The 18,550-nt window shown below is 44.7% G+C and carries 19 protein-coding genes; 10 read left to right on the top strand and 9 right to left on the bottom strand.

What is annotated here, in order from left to right; translation table 11 throughout:
* From aat to Q0C11_RS06030, 6 genes are all read left to right on the top strand, one after another.
* The coding region (gene aat / locus Q0C11_RS06055) for a leucyl/phenylalanyl-tRNA--protein transferase (RefSeq protein ID WP_293006637.1) at nt 1-648 on the top strand (648 nt) is incomplete at its 5' end.
* Between the two features lie 8 nt (nt 649-656).
* Nucleotides 657-1,364, top strand: coding sequence for an arginyltransferase (locus Q0C11_RS06050; protein WP_293006635.1), 708 nt, complete (start codon nt 657-659; stop codon nt 1,362-1,364).
* Nucleotides 1,365-1,405: 41 nt separating this feature from the next.
* Nucleotides 1,406-2,446: a quinone-dependent dihydroorotate dehydrogenase gene (locus Q0C11_RS06045; protein WP_293006633.1), complete on the top strand. Its 1,041-nt coding sequence runs from the start codon at nt 1,406-1,408 to the stop codon at nt 2,444-2,446.
* Nucleotides 2,439-3,125, top strand: coding sequence for an electron transport complex subunit RsxB (rsxB, locus tag Q0C11_RS06040; RefSeq protein ID WP_293006631.1), 687 nt, complete (start codon nt 2,439-2,441; stop codon nt 3,123-3,125). Before Q0C11_RS06045 ends, rsxB begins: the two co-directional genes overlap by 8 nt.
* Nucleotides 3,122-3,754: an endonuclease III gene (nth, locus tag Q0C11_RS06035; protein WP_293006629.1), complete on the top strand. Its 633-nt coding sequence runs from the start codon at nt 3,122-3,124 to the stop codon at nt 3,752-3,754. The genes rsxB and nth overlap by 4 nt, the downstream gene beginning before the upstream one ends.
* A gap of 19 nt (nt 3,755-3,773) precedes the next feature.
* Nucleotides 3,774-4,211, top strand: coding sequence for a DUF1841 family protein (locus tag Q0C11_RS06030; RefSeq protein WP_293006627.1), 438 nt, complete (start codon nt 3,774-3,776; stop codon nt 4,209-4,211).
* 87 nt (nt 4,212-4,298) lie between these two features.
* Here Q0C11_RS06030 and Q0C11_RS06025 read toward each other — a convergent pair whose 3' ends face one another.
* The 6 genes from Q0C11_RS06025 to Q0C11_RS06000 all read right to left on the bottom strand — a co-directional run bounded on the left by Q0C11_RS06025 (nt 4,299) and on the right by Q0C11_RS06000 (nt 9,222).
* Nucleotides 4,299-4,628 carry a cytochrome c gene (locus Q0C11_RS06025; RefSeq protein WP_293006625.1) on the bottom strand — a complete coding sequence of 110 codons (330 nt, stop codon included), beginning with the start codon at nt 4,626-4,628 and terminating at the stop codon, nt 4,299-4,301.
* Between the two features lie 27 nt (nt 4,629-4,655).
* A complete protein-coding gene (locus Q0C11_RS06020) occupies nt 4,656-4,988 on the bottom strand; it encodes a cytochrome c (protein ID WP_293006623.1) in 333 nt (110 codons plus the stop codon).
* 101 nt (nt 4,989-5,089) lie between these two features.
* On the bottom strand, nt 5,090-7,021 hold the full coding sequence (locus tag Q0C11_RS06015) for an ATP-binding cassette domain-containing protein (protein WP_293006621.1): 1,932 nt from the start codon (nt 7,019-7,021) through the stop codon (nt 5,090-5,092).
* A 157-nt stretch (nt 7,022-7,178) separates the two neighbouring features.
* Complete coding sequence (locus Q0C11_RS06010) at nt 7,179-7,604, bottom strand: Hsp20/alpha crystallin family protein (RefSeq protein WP_293006620.1); 426 nt, start codon at nt 7,602-7,604, stop codon at nt 7,179-7,181.
* Nucleotides 7,605-7,819: 215 nt separating this feature from the next.
* Nucleotides 7,820-8,467, bottom strand: coding sequence for a hypothetical protein (locus tag Q0C11_RS06005; protein ID WP_293006618.1), 648 nt, complete (start codon nt 8,465-8,467; stop codon nt 7,820-7,822).
* A 284-nt stretch (nt 8,468-8,751) separates the two neighbouring features.
* Nucleotides 8,752-9,222 (bottom strand): potassium channel family protein, encoded by a 471-nt coding sequence (locus Q0C11_RS06000; RefSeq protein ID WP_293006616.1) that lies wholly within the window; start codon nt 9,220-9,222, stop codon nt 8,752-8,754.
* Between the two features lie 112 nt (nt 9,223-9,334).
* Between Q0C11_RS06000 and Q0C11_RS05995 the strand changes: the two genes are divergently transcribed.
* Nucleotides 9,335-10,153: a YiiX/YebB-like N1pC/P60 family cysteine hydrolase gene (locus tag Q0C11_RS05995; RefSeq protein ID WP_293006615.1), complete on the top strand. Its 819-nt coding sequence runs from the start codon at nt 9,335-9,337 to the stop codon at nt 10,151-10,153.
* A gap of 37 nt (nt 10,154-10,190) precedes the next feature.
* Entirely contained in the window at nt 10,191-10,379 is a 189-nt protein-coding gene (locus Q0C11_RS05990; protein ID WP_293006613.1) for a hypothetical protein, read from the top strand.
* A 30-nt stretch (nt 10,380-10,409) separates the two neighbouring features.
* Here the strand turns inward: Q0C11_RS05990 and Q0C11_RS05985 are convergent, their stop codons facing one another.
* From Q0C11_RS05985 to gdhA, 3 genes are all read right to left on the bottom strand, one after another.
* The gene (locus tag Q0C11_RS05985) at nt 10,410-11,642 is read right to left on the bottom strand and encodes a multifunctional CCA addition/repair protein (protein WP_293006612.1); all 1,233 of its coding nucleotides are present in this window, start codon (nt 11,640-11,642) and stop codon (nt 10,410-10,412) included.
* A gap of 3 nt (nt 11,643-11,645) precedes the next feature.
* Nucleotides 11,646-13,559, bottom strand: coding sequence for a lytic transglycosylase domain-containing protein (locus Q0C11_RS05980; protein WP_293006610.1), 1,914 nt, complete (start codon nt 13,557-13,559; stop codon nt 11,646-11,648).
* Between the two features lie 162 nt (nt 13,560-13,721).
* A complete protein-coding gene (gene gdhA / locus Q0C11_RS05975; protein WP_293006609.1) occupies nt 13,722-15,068 on the bottom strand; it encodes an NADP-specific glutamate dehydrogenase in 1,347 nt (448 codons plus the stop codon).
* A 310-nt stretch (nt 15,069-15,378) separates the two neighbouring features.
* Between gdhA and tkt the strand changes: the two genes are divergently transcribed.
* Nucleotides 15,379-17,394: a transketolase gene (gene tkt, locus Q0C11_RS05970; RefSeq protein ID WP_293006608.1), complete on the top strand. Its 2,016-nt coding sequence runs from the start codon at nt 15,379-15,381 to the stop codon at nt 17,392-17,394.
* Between the two features lie 78 nt (nt 17,395-17,472).
* Nucleotides 17,473-18,471, top strand: a complete 999-nt coding sequence (gap, locus tag Q0C11_RS05965; RefSeq protein ID WP_293006607.1) for a type I glyceraldehyde-3-phosphate dehydrogenase — start codon at nt 17,473-17,475, stop codon at nt 18,469-18,471.
* The last annotated feature ends 79 nt before the right edge of the window (nt 18,472-18,550 follow it).

Below are 18,550 nucleotides of genomic sequence, written 5' to 3'. Positions count from 1 at the left end.
AGCGAGCCCAATGGGTTGCTGGCCATTGGCGGGGATCTTACTTCGCAGCGCTTGCTCGAGGCTTATAGCAGGGGTATCTTTCCTTGGTTTAATGAAGGCCAGCCGATTCTTTGGTGGAGCCCGGATCCGCGCATGGTGCTATTTCCCCATGAGTTAAGAATCTCTCGTTCACTTCGTAAAGCTATTAGGAAGACTAACTATGAGATTTGTGTGGACTGCAACTTTACCCAGGTTATGCTAGCTTGCTCGGCGCCGCGCAAAGGTCAGACAGGCACCTGGATACACCCGCAAATGATTGCTGCTTATACTGCGCTTCATGAAATGGGGTTGGCGCATTGTGTGGAAATCTGGATCGATGGTGAGCTTGTGGGGGGGCTGTATGGAGTGGCTTTGGGTAAGGTTTTTTTTGGAGAGTCAATGTTTTCGCGGGTTCAGGATGCATCAAAAATTGCCTTGGTGCATCTGGTAAAGCAATTACAATTCTGGCAATTTGGTGTGATAGATTGCCAGGTTAGAACCCAGCATTTGGCATCCTTGGGTGCGCAAGAAATTTCCAGAGTGGAATTCAGTCAAAAGCTGGATAGTCTAATTACTGCCGGATTCGAGCCCGGCAGTAAATGGAACTTTGAACGCATCTTGATTGAGTAGAGCTGCCCGTGCTTAAATTTCACACCACCAATCCCTATTCCTGCAGCTATTTGGCTGATAGATTGGCATGCTCTGAAATCGCAACGCCAGAACATCTGATTGATACAAAAGCTTACGGAAAGTTGATTCAGGCGGGTTTTCGCCGCAGTGGACATTACGTCTATCGCCCCTGTTGTGAACATTGTCAGGCTTGCCAGTCGGTGCGTATCAATGTCAAAACTTTTACGTCCAAACGTACCCAACGCCGCGCTTGGAAACGGCATCAGAACTTAGTTGCCATGCAGCATCCGTTGCATTATCAAGCGGCGCACTATGCTCTTTATCAGCGCTACCAATCCAAACGGCACTTGGGTGGTGGCATGGATAATGATTGCCGGGAGCAATATCATAATTTTTTGTTACAAAGTTATGTGAATTCTAGATTGGTAGAATTCCATGAAGCAGGGCAGTTGCGCATGATAAGCATTATTGACATTCTGCCCGATGGTATTTCATCGGTATACACATTCTATGACGCGGATATTGCTCATGCAAGTTTTGGCACCTACAATATCGTATGGCAGATTGAACAATGTCGGGAGCTGGGGCTAGACTATCTTTACCTTGGCTATTGGATTAAAGAAAATCAGAAGATGCGGTATAAGGCCAATTTTCAATCACTCGAAGTTTTGATTAATGGTCGCTGGCAACTGCTGGATGGCAACAATATTTTTTAAGATACATTCAAATTGGCCATCGCTTCAGGATAAAATTATTTATGTTCTATACCTTGCTTCGTCCTCTGTTGTTTAAATTAGATCCTGAATTTGCTCACAGAATAACATTTGGCGTAATTCAACAGATCAGTAAATTAGGCTTGCTAAAGAATGTTTCTATTTCTTGTCAGCCACGAAACGTGATGGGATTGACGTTTCCTAATCCTGTAGGATTGGCTGCTGGCTTAGATAAGAACGGTGAGTATCTGGATGCTCTCGCGACATTGGGATTTGGCTTCATTGAAATTGGCACCGTAACACCAAGACCTCAGCCGGGCAACCCAACGCCTCGTATTTTTCGCGTGCCTGAAGCAAACGCGATCATTAATCGTCTGGGTTTTAATAATCAGGGTGTCGAACAGTTAGTAGAGAATATTAAACGCTCGAATTATCAAGGCATCTTAGGTATTAATATCGGCAAGAATTTTGACACGCCGCTAAAAAAAGCGATCAATGATTATTTGATCGGATTACAGAAAGTTTATTGTCACGCTAGTTACGTGACAGTCAATATTTCATCACCGAATACCAAAGATTTACGGCAATTACAAGCTGCTGATGCCCTTGATCAGTTGTTAGGCGAATTAAAGTCCGAACAAGCTAAATTAGCACAAATTCATGGAAAATATGTGCCGATGGTGGTAAAAATAGCCCCCGATCTTGATCAAGAGCAAGTCGAGTCGATTGCAACGTTGTTGCTGAAACATTGCGTAGATGGCGTAATTGCAACCAACACTACTATCTCTCGAACCGGTATTGAGCATCTGGCACTCGCACAGGTGAACGGGGGGCTCAGTGGGGCTCCATTGACTCAGCGTGCTACGGTAGTAATTCGGCAACTGCATCATTTCTTGCGAGATGCTATTCCAATCATCGGTGTCGGCGGCATCATGTCAGCAAGTGATGCGCAAGATAAATTAAGCTCTGGTGCTAGCCTGATTCAGCTATATACCGGTTTAATTTACCGTGGTCCTGATTTGGTCGGAGAAATTGCCAAAACGGTTTGTGTCGATTTAAAAGTTAATCATAGGGAATATGGATAAACTGCTTGTAGACCAGATAGATGAGATTCTGCCTCAGACCCAATGCAGGAAATGTGGTTTTGTTGGGTGTAGACCCTATGCAGAAGCTATCGCAGAAGGTCGTGCAGATATCAATCAATGTCCACCTGGAGGGCAACAAGGCATCCATAGAATTTCCAGGTTATTGGGTGTTTCGGCTAAGCCGCTCGATACGACATATGGCTTCCCAAGACCCAATCAAGTTGTTGCTTGGATTGATGAACATTTGTGTATCGGTTGCACCTTCTGTATCCAGTCTTGCCCCGTTGATGCGATTGTTGGTGCTGCAAAACAAATGCATACGGTGATCGCAGACGAATGCACAGGTTGCGATTTGTGTGTTGCACCTTGCCCGATGGATTGCATTCGCATGATTCCAGTTGATAAAGAAATAACAGATTCGGCTAGCTCGCCTGCAGATGTTGCTAAAAAACAAGCTGCAGAAAGAGCGCGTTCACGTTACCAATTTCGCCAGCAACGACTTGCACATATCAAACAAGTTGATAACAAGGTGCGTACTGAAAAAATTACTCAACCGCCGAAAGATAACCAGGTAAGCGCTGAAGTGCGCAAAAAGACTATTATTGCAGCTGCACTTAAGCGTGCAGCTGCAATACGCGTTCAGGCAACAAACGAATCGACTTTCAGAAAAGCCGAATGAACTCAATCAAGCGTCACGAAATTTTTGCATGCCTGAAATCAGCCAATCCCCATCCGACCACTGAGCTAGAATACCATTCACCTTTTGAATTGCTTATTGCAGTCATTCTTTCTGCACAGGCTACAGACAAAAGCGTTAATTTGGCGACACGAAACTTATTCTTGCAAGCCAACACGCCAGAAAAAGTTCTTGCTTTAGGAGAGGCTGGCTTAACAGGATTTATCCAAAGGATTGGATTATATAAAACCAAAGCAAAGAATATCCTGGCCACTTGTCAATTGTTGATGCAACAGCATCATAGTGAAGTGCCCCGTACGCGAGAATTGCTCGAGCAATTACCCGGTGTCGGACGAAAAACTGCCAATGTGATTCTGAATACAGCTTTCGGCGAACCAACAATTGCTGTCGATACTCATATTTTTCGAATTGCCAATCGCACAGGCCTGGCTCCTGGAAGGAATGTTCTGGAAGTGGAGTTGAAATTGCTCAAGGTGGTACCTAAAGTATTTCTTCAGGATGCGCATCATTGGCTGATTCTTCATGGCAGATATGTTTGTAAGGCGAGAAAACCAGAATGTTCAGCATGTAAAATTAATCATCTGTGTGAATTTAAGAATAAAAATATTTAACCTCAGCAGTCCTATGTCTATGTTTAAACCATCTCGAGAACAAGCGCGCCAGTTATTTTTTGATACTTGGCGTAAATACCGCCAGCAGGAGGTGTTATCCGGGATTGAAGCAATTGCGTTGGAGGTAATACTGCAACATCAGGAGTACCAGGCCTTACTTGATAACGTCGATCAATATTTAGATAAGGACTTTTTGCCTGAAATGGGTGATACGAATCCATTCTTGCATATGAGTATGCATGTGGCGATTAAAGAACAGCTATCAATCAATCAGCCAATTGGCATTTGTGAACGATTTGCTCGATTACAGGAAAAAACGGGAAGCCATCACGATGCTGCCCATCAGGTAATGGAATGCCTAGCAGAAATGATTTGGCAAGCGCAGCGCTATCAATCTGCGCCGGATGCAACCATCTATTTTGATTGTCTGGACAAGCGATTAAATTCGATAATTTAATTAAAAGCGAGATAAAACCAAATAGATTGTGATATTTATCCCGCCTTTAAATTTCAGCTACAAATAGAATTATTAAATCTACTTTCTTTATTTGTTCGAATTCAAAGTGCCCGGTAGGCTTGAATAGTAAAAAGCCAGGTTGTCAATATCTGCTGCACTCAAGTTGGCTGCCATCGCAGTCATGATAGGATCATTTCGTGCACCGGATTTGTAATCATTCAATGCCTTTGCTAAATAGGTCCTGTACTGTCCGCCAATCTTAGGGAAATTTGGTGCAGGACTGTTTCCATCGACACCATGACATGATGCACACACTTCAGCCGCTTTGCTTTTACCTGCTTCAATATCAGCAGCCACTATTTGACTTGATAGCATCAAGGCCACTGCACTTACTGCAGCAATTACATAATTCTTCATAATTCGTTCCTTGCGTAAATGACTTAATTAATTTTTAGAATAATAAGCAGCAAAATCTTTGAAATCTTGTTGCGATAGCGTTTTAGCCAAGCCATTCATGGTCGGATGGTTGCGCGTGCCATTTTTGTACGCTTCCAACGCTTTAACGAGGTATTCTTCATGCTGTCCGCCCAGTTTGGGAACATTATAAGCACTAGGAAAAGCTGTTCTGTATCCTGGAATTCCGTGGCAACCTTCACACATTGAAAGTTTGTCTTTTGCCGCAACTGCATCTCCTTCTCCTTCCGCTTGAGATGCGCCTGTAAATGCCAAGAGCAGACCCATGGCAAGTAATAAATTCATAATTAATTTTTGTTTCATCTAATCCTCCTTCTCTCAAAACTTGAACTTTAAACGATACGCCCGGTTTGGTCAATGAAAAGTGTGAGTATGTCCATGTTGTTTATAGGGAAATGCTGGTCTCAGGTACTCAAGTCTTTGGCGGATATTGATTCCAATTTTTCCCATCTTGTTAAGCAATCTGTCAGTTCCTTTTCAATCATTGAAAGGCGTTTTTGTAATGCCTTTACTTCGTCGGGATAATCGCGATAGATTGTTGGCTCATTCAGGCGCCAAATAATATTGGCCTGCTCATGTTCCAATACATCTATTTTACCAGGTAACGCTTCAAGTTCCTTAGCTTCCTGATAACTAATTTTTTTTGTTAGAACAGATTTGGATGATTTGGAAATTTTGGTTGGTGAAGTATCTGGCAGGTTGGATAATGTTTTTTGCTGACTGATATTATCTTCAAAACGTTTTACACGTATCCACTCTTCATAACCGCCAATATACTCACATAATTTTCCATTTCCTTCAAAAGCAATTACTTGTGTAACTACATTATCTAGAAATTCGCGATCGTGACTGACCAGAAACAACGTGCCAGTATAGTCCTGCAGCAATGCTTCCAGTAACTCTAGCGTTTCGATATCCAGATCATTGGTGGGTTCATCCAATACCAGTACATTGGCTGGGCGAGTAAATAATCGTGCTAGTAACAGTCGGTTACGCTCTCCACCCGACAGTGATTTGACCGGTGAGCGGGCACGCTCCGGAGGAAACAGAAAATCTTCTAGGTAACTGATGACGTGTTTGCGTTTACCATTAATCTCGATAAAGTCCGAACCTTGACTGATAGTGTCGGTTAGAACCATTTCTTCATCGAGTTGCTCACGCATTTGGTCGAAATAAGCAACTGCCAGCTTGGTTCCTTGTTGAATCTCTCCGGAATCCGGTGCTAATTCACCTAAGATTAATTTTAATAAGGTTGATTTTCCAGCGCCATTAGGACCCAATAGCCCCACCCGGTCCCCTCGCATGATGCGACAAGAGAAATCTTTGATAATTATTTTTTCGCCATAACTTTTATTGACATGCTCCAGCTCAGCCACTAATTTTCCCGAACGCTCGCCGACATCGACATTGATGTTGGCTTTGCCGGATTTTTCCCTTCTTGCTGTGCGTTCTAGACGTAACGCTTCCAATCTTCGTACTCTGCCCTCATTGCGCGTGCGTCGTGCTTCGATGCCTTTTCGTATCCAAACTTCTTCTTGTGCCAGTATTTTATCGAATTTTTGCTGATGCACCGCTTCAACCTCGAGCAATTCTACTTTCTTACGCTGATAATCCTTGAATCTTCCAGAAAAATTTTCCAGATTTCCACGGTCCAGTTCGATAATTCTGGTTGCCACATTATCCAGAAAACGGCGGTCATGCGTAATAAACAAAACACTGCCGGAGAAATCTTGCAATAATCCTTCCAGCCATTCAATCGAAGAAAAATCCAGATGATTGGTGGGCTCATCCAGCAACAGCACATCCGGCGATATTACCAGTGCGCGCGCCAACGCCACGCGCTTTTTTAAGCCACCGGAAAGATGTTCAATCAAGGTATCCGCAGGCAGATTCAACTTATCGATTACTGTTTCTATTTTTGCTTGCAGACTCCAGCCGTCTTCCACTTCCAAAGTACTTTGTAAATCCTGCAGTCGAATTAGCAACGCTTCAGTATCATCTGTTGTTTCACTCAACGCATGCGAGACAGCATGATAATCTAACAATATTTGGCTAATATTGCCTAAGCCAGTTGAAACTTCCAAATACACCGTATTGGCAGGATTCAAGAGCGGTTCTTGTGAAACGTGAGCCAGCTTTAAATTAGGTGCGCGCCAAAGTTTTCCGTCATCCACCTTGATTTCTCCTGCCAAGGCACGCAGCAAACTTGATTTACCTCCGCCGTTTCTGCCAATTAATCCTACACGCTCTCCTGGATCTAGTTGCAAATTTGCATGATCGAGTAAAGCATGGTGGCCAAAAGCCAAACAGGCGTTTTCCAGTGTAATGAGCGGCATCAGTAAGGTTTATTTTTTACGGGAATAATTAGATTCTGCTTTTTGATAAGCAACAGGGAGGCGATTTTGTCATGCTTTAATCAGCTTGGCAAAAATGTATTAATAAAAATGGAGCCCATAAGCTCCATTTTTACAACAACCATCAAAATAAATTGAATTACTCAACTGCCGATACATTGATTTTTTTCGGCAGTATTGCTTCCCGTTTCGGGATAACTACTTCTAGTACGCCGTGTTTTGACGATGCGGAGATTGCATCGGCATTCGCGGTGTCTGGTAAACTGAAACGCCTGTAGAAGGAACCATAAGTACGTTCAACACGTTTATAACCTTCTTTCTCTGTTTTGCTTTCAGATTTCTTTTCTCCCTTAATAGTAAGTACGCCATCTTCCATGCTGATGTCAATTTCCTCCGGTTTTACCCCTGGAATATCCGCATGAATGACAAATTTATCAGCTCCTTCCTTAATATCCACAGCGGGTGCCCATTCCGCGGTTGCGGTCGAACCCTCAGCGACACCACGTTCCAACTCTCTTTGTAGTTGACTCAATAAGCCCCAAGGTTCATAACGTGTAATAGCCATGATAATTTCTCCTTATAAATTAAAAACACATCATGCAAGTTCAATGTCAACGCCTCGTTCAATCCCACATCCCTAACCAATTGAAGCGGCGGTTTAACAGTTACAGAAAATACACTTTCGATGCTGATATAAGGTTCATTTGATTTTTTTCAAGTGGTTAGATAAGAATCTTTAACCGATTTTTAGTTATATTGATCGCAAATAAAAAATTGCAATCATTGCGAGTAACGTCGTCGCAATCCATACATAATCGCTATCGAAATTGATAGCAGTAAAACTACCCAAATCGTGTTCCGTTTAACCCATTCGATTGGATTTGCCCGAACAGAAAAGTTTGCCTCGGCAAGGCCAAGTATTGTGTTTTTAGTTTGTACACTATTTTGTGCCAATAAGTGCAACTGGAATTTTAATACGTGCTCACCCGAAGAATCCGGCGTCACCCACCAGCGCCATTTTGCTGCGCCACCATAGTCTGAAATCGGATCTTGCGGTCCCTGCCGATCAATTTCGAACGTTGCTCCGGCAATTTCTGCCTTCATGTTGGAGGACACCGCACCGCTAATTCCCTGTATCGAAGTACCCTCGGAAGCTGTGGCAACAATTTCGTTCAAAAATCTGGCAAGATGCTTCGTTTCCAAATTGAGAATTACTTCAAAGCCTTCATATTGTTTGACTGTTGGCGGAATCGTAATTGCCGCGCTATCGACCGGTAATTTCATAATCACCGGATTAACTCCCCTCTGAGCCGATAGCATGTGCAACAATGCATTGATTGAGAAAGGTACAACTAGTAATACCGCCAATAATGCGATTGGCATGATGAAATTAAAATTCAAACCGGATTCAGGTTCTGAGTGAGGCATGATTTCTCCAACTGTTCATTTTATAGCGAAATAATATCATTCTTAGTCCAACACTTTTTCTAGACAAGTTACGTAGTTAATTACTATCGTATATAGTCGATTCGGAATAAGCGCACAAGATCATAATTAAAAGGAATTTTTTGCCTTTAGTGAATCATTCCGAGCAGAAATTGTTGGATTTTCTATACCTTATAGTACGTAATGTACGCGCTAAACGATAACATCTGTCGAGCAAGTTTAATTTTTTATTTGTGTTGTATTGAAAAAAGACGCCAGATCAAGATCTAATCTTTTGAATCCTTTTTTGATTGAGATAACAGATGCGGCCATAGTCGCTGCATCGCTAAGAAAGTGAAAGAAGCTGACCAGGTTATCATGGCAAGGCCTGCTAAACCCTCAGCAGCACTCAGCATGCGGATGGCACCAACGGGTAATAAGTCACCGAATCCGACGGTTGTGTATACAACCGATGAATAATAAATAAAATCAAATAAATTGCCTTCATTCATGCCGGTAATGTGCCCCATATCGGGGCTATGATGCATCAGCATATAGCCTAAAGCAAAAATCACAATTTCGAGTACGTGCGCCACCAACAAACCCAGCATGACGATCAGCACTCCGACGCGTTTATGCACGTGCACACCAATCGTACGACTTAAAAAACGCAATGTTTCATAATGCAATATTACACACATAGTAACAACCGCACCGGAGATTACTAATCCCAGCAAATAAGAAGCATGCTCATTCATAATTTTAAGCGAATTTTTTAATCACAAAACGTATTGTAGATACATATAATGGAGAGAGGTTTAATTACAGAACATTTATATAGCGATAATTACGCCATCATAGGAAAAATTCATGGGGCAAGTGACTGAAATCATGGGGCGTGGATTGGCCCGTTTTTTAACCAAGCAGGTACGACAAAGCATTCAGGTTGCAACAATCAGTCAGGAAAATCTTGCTGCTACCTTGCAGCCCGGCGATGTGCTATTGGTGGAGGGAAATACACGCGTCAGTGTCGCTATCAAATATCTGACGCAATCCACTTGGTCACATGCAGCACTTTACATCGGCAATGTACTTCCGCATGGCGCTCCCTGGGAACTCCCCCGAGTACTGATCGAGGCCGATCTGAAAGAGGGTGTGCGCGCTATTACACTGGCGCATTATGCGCAAATGCATACCCGCATCTGCCGTCCTGTCGGTTTGAGTAATGATGATCGCAAACGCGTTGTCGATTATGCAGTTGCACGCATCGGACATCATTATGACCTTAAGCATATTTTTGATCTCTTGCGCTATCTACTCCCAACGATCCCGGTTCCTACACGATTCCGCAGGCGCATGCTGGCATTAGGAAGTAACGATCCGACACGGGCAATTTGTTCCACTCTAATAGCACAAGCCTTCGAATCGGTGCGTTATCCAATTCTGCCGGAGATTCAGCGCACTTGGTCAGATGATCCCGCGCGCGCTGATTGTTATGCAGATATTTACCATATCCGTCATCACAGTTTGTTTACTCCAAGGGATTTCGATATATCGCCTTACTTTGATATTATCAAGCCAGCAATCGAAAATGGCTTTAACTACCGCTCACTTGCTTGGAGCGATACAATGCACGATCCTAAACGAATTCAGTGTGAAGTCACTGAAATAGCTAAAGTAAAAGAATGAGGATAAGTACGGTGATATTTTTGCTGGAGTTAATTTCGTGATAATCGCAGTTATTGGTTATTTTTCGAAAATTCTTCAGATTCAGATACATGCCATGTCGCAACCTTGCAGTAGTTCACGTAAAAATTATACGCTGCAGGAGTTGGCGCTGAGCCGACTACACTTGATAGACCGTATTGGCAAGTTGACGAAGCTGCATGTGATGATACACGACAACAGTAAATGAAGCGCCGCAACTAAAACTTATGTACTTTAGCTAAATCAGTTCAGCTTTTATTCTGGCAATACGCGCTGTACGTACTTTGGTGTTAATAGCGCTAGGCAATGCAGTTGATTCAGGTAAATTCTGCCTGAGTTCGGCGGCAATTGCACCGGCATCCACTTTTTTTGCCGCAAGAAATGCTTTTCGAAATCGATCTGCCTGCACATAGGGCCTGATTGCATAGCCCGGGCGGCCATGAAAATCGCATGCACAAGCTTGCAAAAATTCCTCAAATCGCCTTGGTTTACGGTAAGCATCGACCACTTGCAGCATATTTGCCATGGTGGATGGTTTAAGTTCTTCTGCCCGGTGTACATCGCCGTGATAACGGGCAACCAGCAACGCGAGGTCACGTGACTCTTTAGGAACTCTGATGCGTTCACACAAATTCTTTGTCAATTCGATGCTGCGTGCTTCATGGCCTATATGGCGCGGCCATTCTTCGGGCGATGTAGTGCCTTTGCCCAAATCATGGGTCAGCGCGGCAAAGCGTACCGGTAACGAATAGTTTTGAGCGGCGGCATAATCAATTACCATCATAAGATGCACACCGGTATCGATTTCAGGATGTACATGCTCGGGTTGCGGAACGCCGAACAACACGTTCACTTCGGGAATAATCCGTGCTAAGGCACCGCATTCCTTCAGTATATAAAACATTCTGGAGGGGGTCCTCTCCATCAATCCGCGCGCGAGCTCTTGCCAGACACGCTCCGGTACCAGTGCATCGACTTCGCCGTTGTGTACCATATCATTCATTAGTGTCATTGTTTCCGGCGCAATGCGGAAACCGAAGCGCGCTGCAAAGCGGGCAGCTCTGAGAATACGTACCGGATCTTCCGCAAATGCCGGACTGATATGGCGTAAAATACCAGCTTCCAGATCAGTGACACCATTAAAAGGGTCGATGATATTGCCGTCTGCGTCTTTGGCAATCGAGTTGATGGTGAGGTCCCGACGTGCCAGATCTTCCTGTAAGGTAACCTGGGGGGAAGTAAATACTTCGAATCCTTTATATCCGAGTGAAATTTTTCGTTCAGTCCGGGCTAGTGCGTATTGCTCATTTGTCTGCGGATGCAAGAAAACCGGAAAGTCCTTGCCCACTGGACGATAGCCTAATCGCTCCATTTCCTCCGGTGCAGCACCTACTACCACATAATCATGATCCTTGACCGGTAATCCGAGCAGTTCATCGCGTACCGAGCCGCCTACGAGATACGTTTTCAATGATTATTTCGCCCTCACAACTCCTAGGCGCTCCTTGAGTGTTGGTGAATTATCCCCATGATCGAGCACTTTGGCGTAATACATCGAGTTCTTCAAAACCTTCTTAACGTAATCCCGAGTTTCATTAAAAGGAATTGTTTCTGCATAGATGGCGCCTTCCAACATTCTAGTGTCGTCGCGCCAGCGTCTAGCGCGACCCGGCCCGGCATTGTAGGCAGCTGAAGCCAACAGCGGTTGATTATCCAACGTGCTCAGCACGTGCTTAAGATAATAAGTGCCTAATTGTAAGTTAGTATTCACATCCACTACGAGATTCTGTCGGAAATTTGGAATTCCCAATTGCTTGGCAACCCATTCGGCCGTGGCTGGCATCAATTGCATCAAGCCTGTTGCCCCCGCATGGGATTTAATATCTGCGATAAAGCGGCTTTCCTGTCGGATTAGACCATACACCCAAGCTTCATCCAGCTCATGCCGTCGCAATACATTTTTCAGTGCTTCCCGATGTGGAGATAAAAAACGCAAACTAAAATCATGTTGCGTTACCGTTCTATTCGCAGTATTGATCGCGCGGTCATACATACCTTGACGGCGCGCTACTTCCGATGCAGCCAGTAATTCCATATCGGAAAATTGCCGAACGGTCCAACTCCATTCACGAAATGCCTCAGTGCGTAAATTCATGCGCGCAAAAGCCAGTGTTCGCTGTATGCCGGATCTACGTTCCATTGCGGATACCTCGTTAGCGTTTGCGCGATAAGTTTTGCCTGCGATGCTGAGTGTGGTGCCCAGCTCCTCCCGTGCCAATTGGCCATAAAAACTGTGTTCATCGCTGAGCGGTATTAAAATATTATTTGCATCCAGCATTCGGCCCTTGGCGATTAACGCGCGCGCTTTCCAGTAGCGCCAAGTATCAATCTGCTGCTCGGTGAGTGACATTTTTTCGATAGTCTTCAGCACCTCATCCCAGTGAGTGACCCGCAAAGCTGCGCGTACTTGCCAGGCAAGCACGATATCCGAAGGTGGGTAGATTTGTGGTGCATTCTGAGCTTTCCGGAACCAATCCAAAGCACGTGGATCATGCCGCATTGCTGCGCGGTATCCGAGCCTTCCAAGGAAGAAGGAACGATCAAATGGAGTAAGCTGGTTTTTGATCTTTAACCACTGCACATAGGCTTGATTGGTATCATTGCGCAGCAGACGCAATAGCGCAAACAAGGCAATTTCGCGGTCACTGCGCGATTTAATTTTGTTTTTTAAAGTATCCAGATAACGCAACGGATTCTTGGCTGCATTATTCAAGTCAGCGCTGTTTAACGATTCGCTGTTAGGCAAATAACGATTAATGTGCGTAGCCACGCCAGTTTGACCCTCTTCCAGAGCGAGCCGAATTCGGGTCCAGATATCTTCCAGCGTAATCTGTCCGCTGTAGATTAACGTTCGAAAAACTTGTGTGCAGCTTTCGGGCTGACTGGTCGGCGTAAACCACAATGACCGTACTTCCGACAGCACTGAATTATCTTTCGCATTCAGGCGGTTCTGATAGTAATAGCACAAGAGCTCAGTATCTCTATTCACTGACAGCGGATATTCAGTTTCAAAAAGTAGCCATTGCTGATTTTTGCCCAAGATCTTGAGCCAATCGCCGCGTAATCGATCCGCAACCAAATCGCCGTCATAGCGTGTGAGAAAGTATCGAATGTTGGCAGTATCGGTGGTTTGCAACCGCATGCGCAATTTAAAATACTCCACATAGGGTCCAAGTACGTGGTGCTGCAACCTTGCGGCATATTCATCTAAGCGTTTAGCATTGCCGGCCAGAAAGGCCTCGCGCGCGGCGATAAAATCAAGGTCCTTGCTTGCAGATAGCGTTCCAGAAAAGACTAAAAATATTAGCCCTAAAAGATAATTTCTCATAGCTATTTCCCGCGCAGGAACACAATCAATGGAGGGTACTTACAATCAAGAAATGGAGCAAATATTTTATAGCTAGTTTGGGTTTCCACATCCTTGTTGTGAAAACCCAGCATCATACTTCAAGTCCCGGAAAAAAATCCGCAGCCAGTCGGGTAATGATGATTAAACAACGCCTTGACCCAGCATAGCATCAGCCACTTTGACAAAACCGGCGATATTGGCGCCATCCACGTAATTAACGCTGCCATCGGGTTTGGTGCCATATTTCAGGCATGATTTGTGAATGGCCTGCATAATCGCTTGTAGGCGTGCATCGACCTCTTCATGAGTCCAAGACAAACGCATTGCATTCTGGCTCATTTCTAGGCCCGAAGTGGCGACACCGCCGGCATTACTTGCTTTACCCGGCGCATAGAGTACTTTGTTATGGATAAAACATTCGACCGCTTCAGCAGTCGACGGCATGTTTGCGCCCTCGGCAACACAGATAACGCCGTTGTTAACCAGTGTTTGCGCATCAGTTCCTGTGATTTCATTTTGCGTTGCGCATGGCAATGCCACTTGTACCGGCACATGCCAAGGGTTCTCTCCTGGCAGAAAAGTGACATCGGCGACACGTTTTGCATATTCATCCAGTCGTGCATACAGATGATTCTTTACTTCGGCCAATATCGCCAGTTTTTCCAAGGTAAAGCCATTTTCATCTACGATCGTGCCGCTGGAGTCAGATACAGTAACCACCTTGGCGCCTTGTGCCATGGCTTTCTCTACGGCAAACTGGGCCACATTACCCGAGCCGGAAACCGAGACACGCATCCCTTCCATGTAACGTCCTGCCTGCCGCAATACTTCTTGAGCAAAATACACCGTGCCATAACCCGTTGCCTCCGGACGAATCATTGATCCGCCAAAACTCAATCCTTTACCAGTAAATACACAGTCAGCTCGATTGGATAGTTTTTTCATCATCCCCGCCATGAACCCGACTTCGCGTCCACCAACACCAATATCACCGGCGGGGACATCGGTATCCGAACCAATATGGCGAAATAGCTCGCTGATAAAAGCTTGGCAAAAGCGCATAACTTCACCTGGGCTTTTACCTTTCGGGTCGAAATCGGAGCCACCCTTGCCACCACCCATCGGTAGCGTCGTCAATGCATTTTTGAAGGTTTGTTCAAACGCCAGAAACTTCAGAATTGACAGATTCACCGAAGGATGAAACCGGACACCGCCTTTGTAAGGGCCAATGGAAGAGCTGTGCTGAACCCGGTAACCTCGATTGACCTTAACTTCACCATGATCGTCGACCCAGGATACGCGAAATATTATCACACGTTCCGGTTCGACCAAGCGATCCAGCAAACCATGTTCTGCATACCGTGGGTGTTCCGTTATGAAGGGCCACAAGCTCTCAACAACTTCCGTAACCGCCTGCATATATTCTGGTTGATTAGGATTGCGCTCAGTCACATACGCGCTGAATTCCTGAAGGCTCTTATATTTCATTTTTAATTCCCCGGTAAATGAAAGGTTATTTTCGAATAGCCCAATTCTGCCAAATAAATTCACAGGTTGCACTGTATTTTTGTTAGAAATGGGGTTTTTAGTGGTTTTTCTTCTGTGCTGTTACGTTGAAATATCAACTATTGAAGGTTAGGTTGCAGGAAAATTGATTCTGACAGTAGGTGGAATTCTTTTTTTGCAAATTGGTTTTGGACGCAGAATGAAGGTCTCTAGTTGTCGTATCCCTTATCTTAGGGGATAATGTGCACTTTTATTTACTTTATTTTTCTGAAAAATTAGGGAGCTAGTATCGATGGGGACTTTCAAGGATTTTGATGCGACGGTATTTAAAGATTTGACCAGTGCGGTGCGCGCATTGGCGATGGATGCCGTGCAAAAAGCCAATTCCGGTCACCCCGGTATGCCGATGGGTATGGCTGAAATTGCTGAGGTGCTGTGGATTCACCACTTGCGTCATAATCCTGGCAATCCGGGTTGGGTTGATCGTGATCGGTTTGTTCTATCTAACGGGCATGGGTCCATGTTGATTTATGCTTTGTTACACTTAACTGGTTATGATTTGCCGATGGAAGAACTTAAAAAATTCCGTCAATTCCATTCAAAAACACCTGGGCATCCGGAATACGGCTACACTCCCGGCGTGGAGACTACTACAGGACCGTTGGGTCAGGGTATCACAAATGCAGTAGGCATGGCTTTGGCAGAGAAAGTATTGGCGGCCGAATTTAATCGCCCTGGCTACAATATTGTAGATCATCATACTTATGTTTTCCTGGGTGACGGCTGTTTGATGGAAGGCATTTCGCATGAAGCTTGTTCATTAGCCGGCACTTTGGGTTTGGGCAAGCTAATCTGTTTTTATGATGATAACGGTATTTCCATAGACGGTCATGTGGAAGGCTGGTTTACTGATGATACGCCGAAGCGTTTCGAATCTTATGGCTGGCATGTGGTGCCTAATGTCAATGGTCATGACCCAGTGGCGATTGAAGCGGCGATTGAAGCCGCGAAGCAAGTAAACAATAAGCCATCGATGATTTGTTGCAAAACGGTCATCGGATTGGGTTCGCCGAATATGGCCAATACCCATTCAGTACATGGCGCCGCATTAGGTGATGCGGAAATTGCTGCTACTCGTCCACATATTGGTTGGCATCATCCGCCTTTTGAAATTCCGCAAGATGTTTATAGCGTTTGGGACGCAAGAGCGAAAGGCCAGAAGCTCGAAACGGAATGGAATCAGAAATTTGCCGAGTATGCAGAGAAGCATCCTGCAGAGGCGGCGGAATTTAATCGTCGCATGGCAGGGGAATTGCCCGCAAATTGGAACAGTCATGTTGAGAATGTTATTAATCAAGTCAATGCGAAGGCAGAATCCATTGCGAGTCGCAAGGCTTCACAAAACGCAATAGAAGGCTTGGCACCTATTCTGCCGGAATTAATTGGAGGATCTGCCGATTTGGCCGGTTCCAACCTGACGCTATGGTCAGGTTCCAAAGGTGTCGGTAATAGTGTTGGCGGTAATTATGTTTATTACGGTGTGCGTGAATTTGGTATGAGCGCCATGATGAACGGATTGTCGTTGCACGGCGGCTTGATTCCTTACGGCGCAACTTTCTTGATGTTTTCAGAGTATGCTCGTAATGCACTGCGCATGGCCGCTTTGATGAAGATCCGCAACATTTTTGTCTTTACACATGATTCAATCGGTCTGGGTGAGGACGGTCCAACGCACCAACCAGTAGAACAAACGGCTACATTGCGTTATATCCCAAATATGGATGTATGGCGGCCCTGTGATACCGTTGAATCAACCGTTTCATGGGTGCGTGCTATTGAACGTAAAGATGGTCCTTCAACATTGATTTTCAGCCGCCAGAATCTACCGTTCCAGAAACGAGATGCAGCAATCATCAAACTGATCGAAAAAGGTGGCTATATATTAGCCGAAGCAAGTAACAGTAAACCGCAGGTTATTCTCATTGCTACCGGCTCAGAAGTCGGTCTGGCTGTGAATGCACAGAAAGTATTGGCGGATGAGGGTATTCATGCACGCGTTGTTTCCATGCCCTGTACCAATGTTTTTGACCGCCAGGAACCATCTTACAAGGATAGTGTCTTGCCAAAGGGTGTCAAGCGAGTTGCCATCGAAGCCGGTGTGACAGATTTTTGGCGTAAATATGTTGGACTGGACGGCGCAGTGGTGGGCATTGATACCTTTGGTGAGTCAGCGCCTGCAGACGTGTTATTCAAACATTTTGGCTTTACCGTCGAGAATGTAGTCAAAACGGTAAAAGACATTCTCTAATTCGATTTAAGAATAGGGTGTTCGGATGACGAATTTTGTTTGTCCGAAAGCAGTAAGTTTTTTATTCAAGGAGCTAGCATGACAATTAAGGTTGGTATTAACGGGTTTGGTCGTATCGGGCGTATGGTTTTCCGCTCAGCAGTACAGAATTTTCCTGATATCGAGATCGTCGCAATTAATGATTTGTTAGAGCCGGATTACTTGGCATATATGTTGAAACACGATTCAGTGCATGGTCGTTTCAAGGGCGATGTGTCGATTGATGGAAACACGTTAGTGGTTAATGGCAAAAGAATTCGTTTGACCGCAGTTAAAGATCCTGCTGAATTGAAATGGAACGAGGTGGGAGCTGAGGTTGTTATCGAATCTACGGGGTTGTTCCTGACTAAAGAAACTTGCGAGAAACATCTGGTAGCAGGCGCTAAAAAGGTCATCATGTCTGCTCCCTCGAAGGATGATACACCCATGTTTGTGTATGGTGTGAATGATAAATCCTACAAAGGTGAAAATATAATTTCCAATGCTTCCTGTACTACCAACTGCTTGGCACCAATGGCCAAAGTGTTGAATGACAAATGGGGTATTAAGCGCGGATTAATGACCACAGTGCATGCGGCAACAGCGACACAGAAAACTGTGGATGGCCCATCCAACAAGGATTGGCGCGGTGGTCGCGGCATTCTGGAAAATATTATTCCGTCTTCAACAGGTGCTGCCAAAGCAGTCGGCGTGGTTATTCCTGAACTGAACAAAAAACTTACGGGTATGGCCTTTCGTGTTCCAACTTCAGATGTTTCAGTGGTTGATTTAACGGTTGAATTAGAAAAAGAAGCTAGCTACGATGAGATTTGCAATGCAATGAAGGAAGCTTCTGAAGGCTCGATGAAAGGTGTATTGGGTTACACCGATCAGAAAGTGGTTTCTACCGATTTCCGCGGTGAAAGCTGCACTTCGATTTTTGATGCTGAAGCGGGTATGGCCTTGGATAGAAGTTTTGTTAAAGTAGTGGCATGGTACGACAATGAATGGGGTTATTCCACTAAAGTATTGGAAATGGTCCGTACTGTTATCAAATAATTTGTATTGATTGATACGTAGTTTGGAACAATTCAGATATTGATTGCTATCTGAATTAATATTTAATTCGTTAAGACAT

It is taken from the genome of Nitrosomonas sp. (assembly GCF_022842015.1).
Taxonomy (GTDB): Bacteria; Pseudomonadota; Gammaproteobacteria; order Burkholderiales; family Nitrosomonadaceae; genus Nitrosomonas.
Note: the sequence above shows the minus strand (reverse complement) of the source record. Positions and strands in the feature narration are given on the sequence as shown.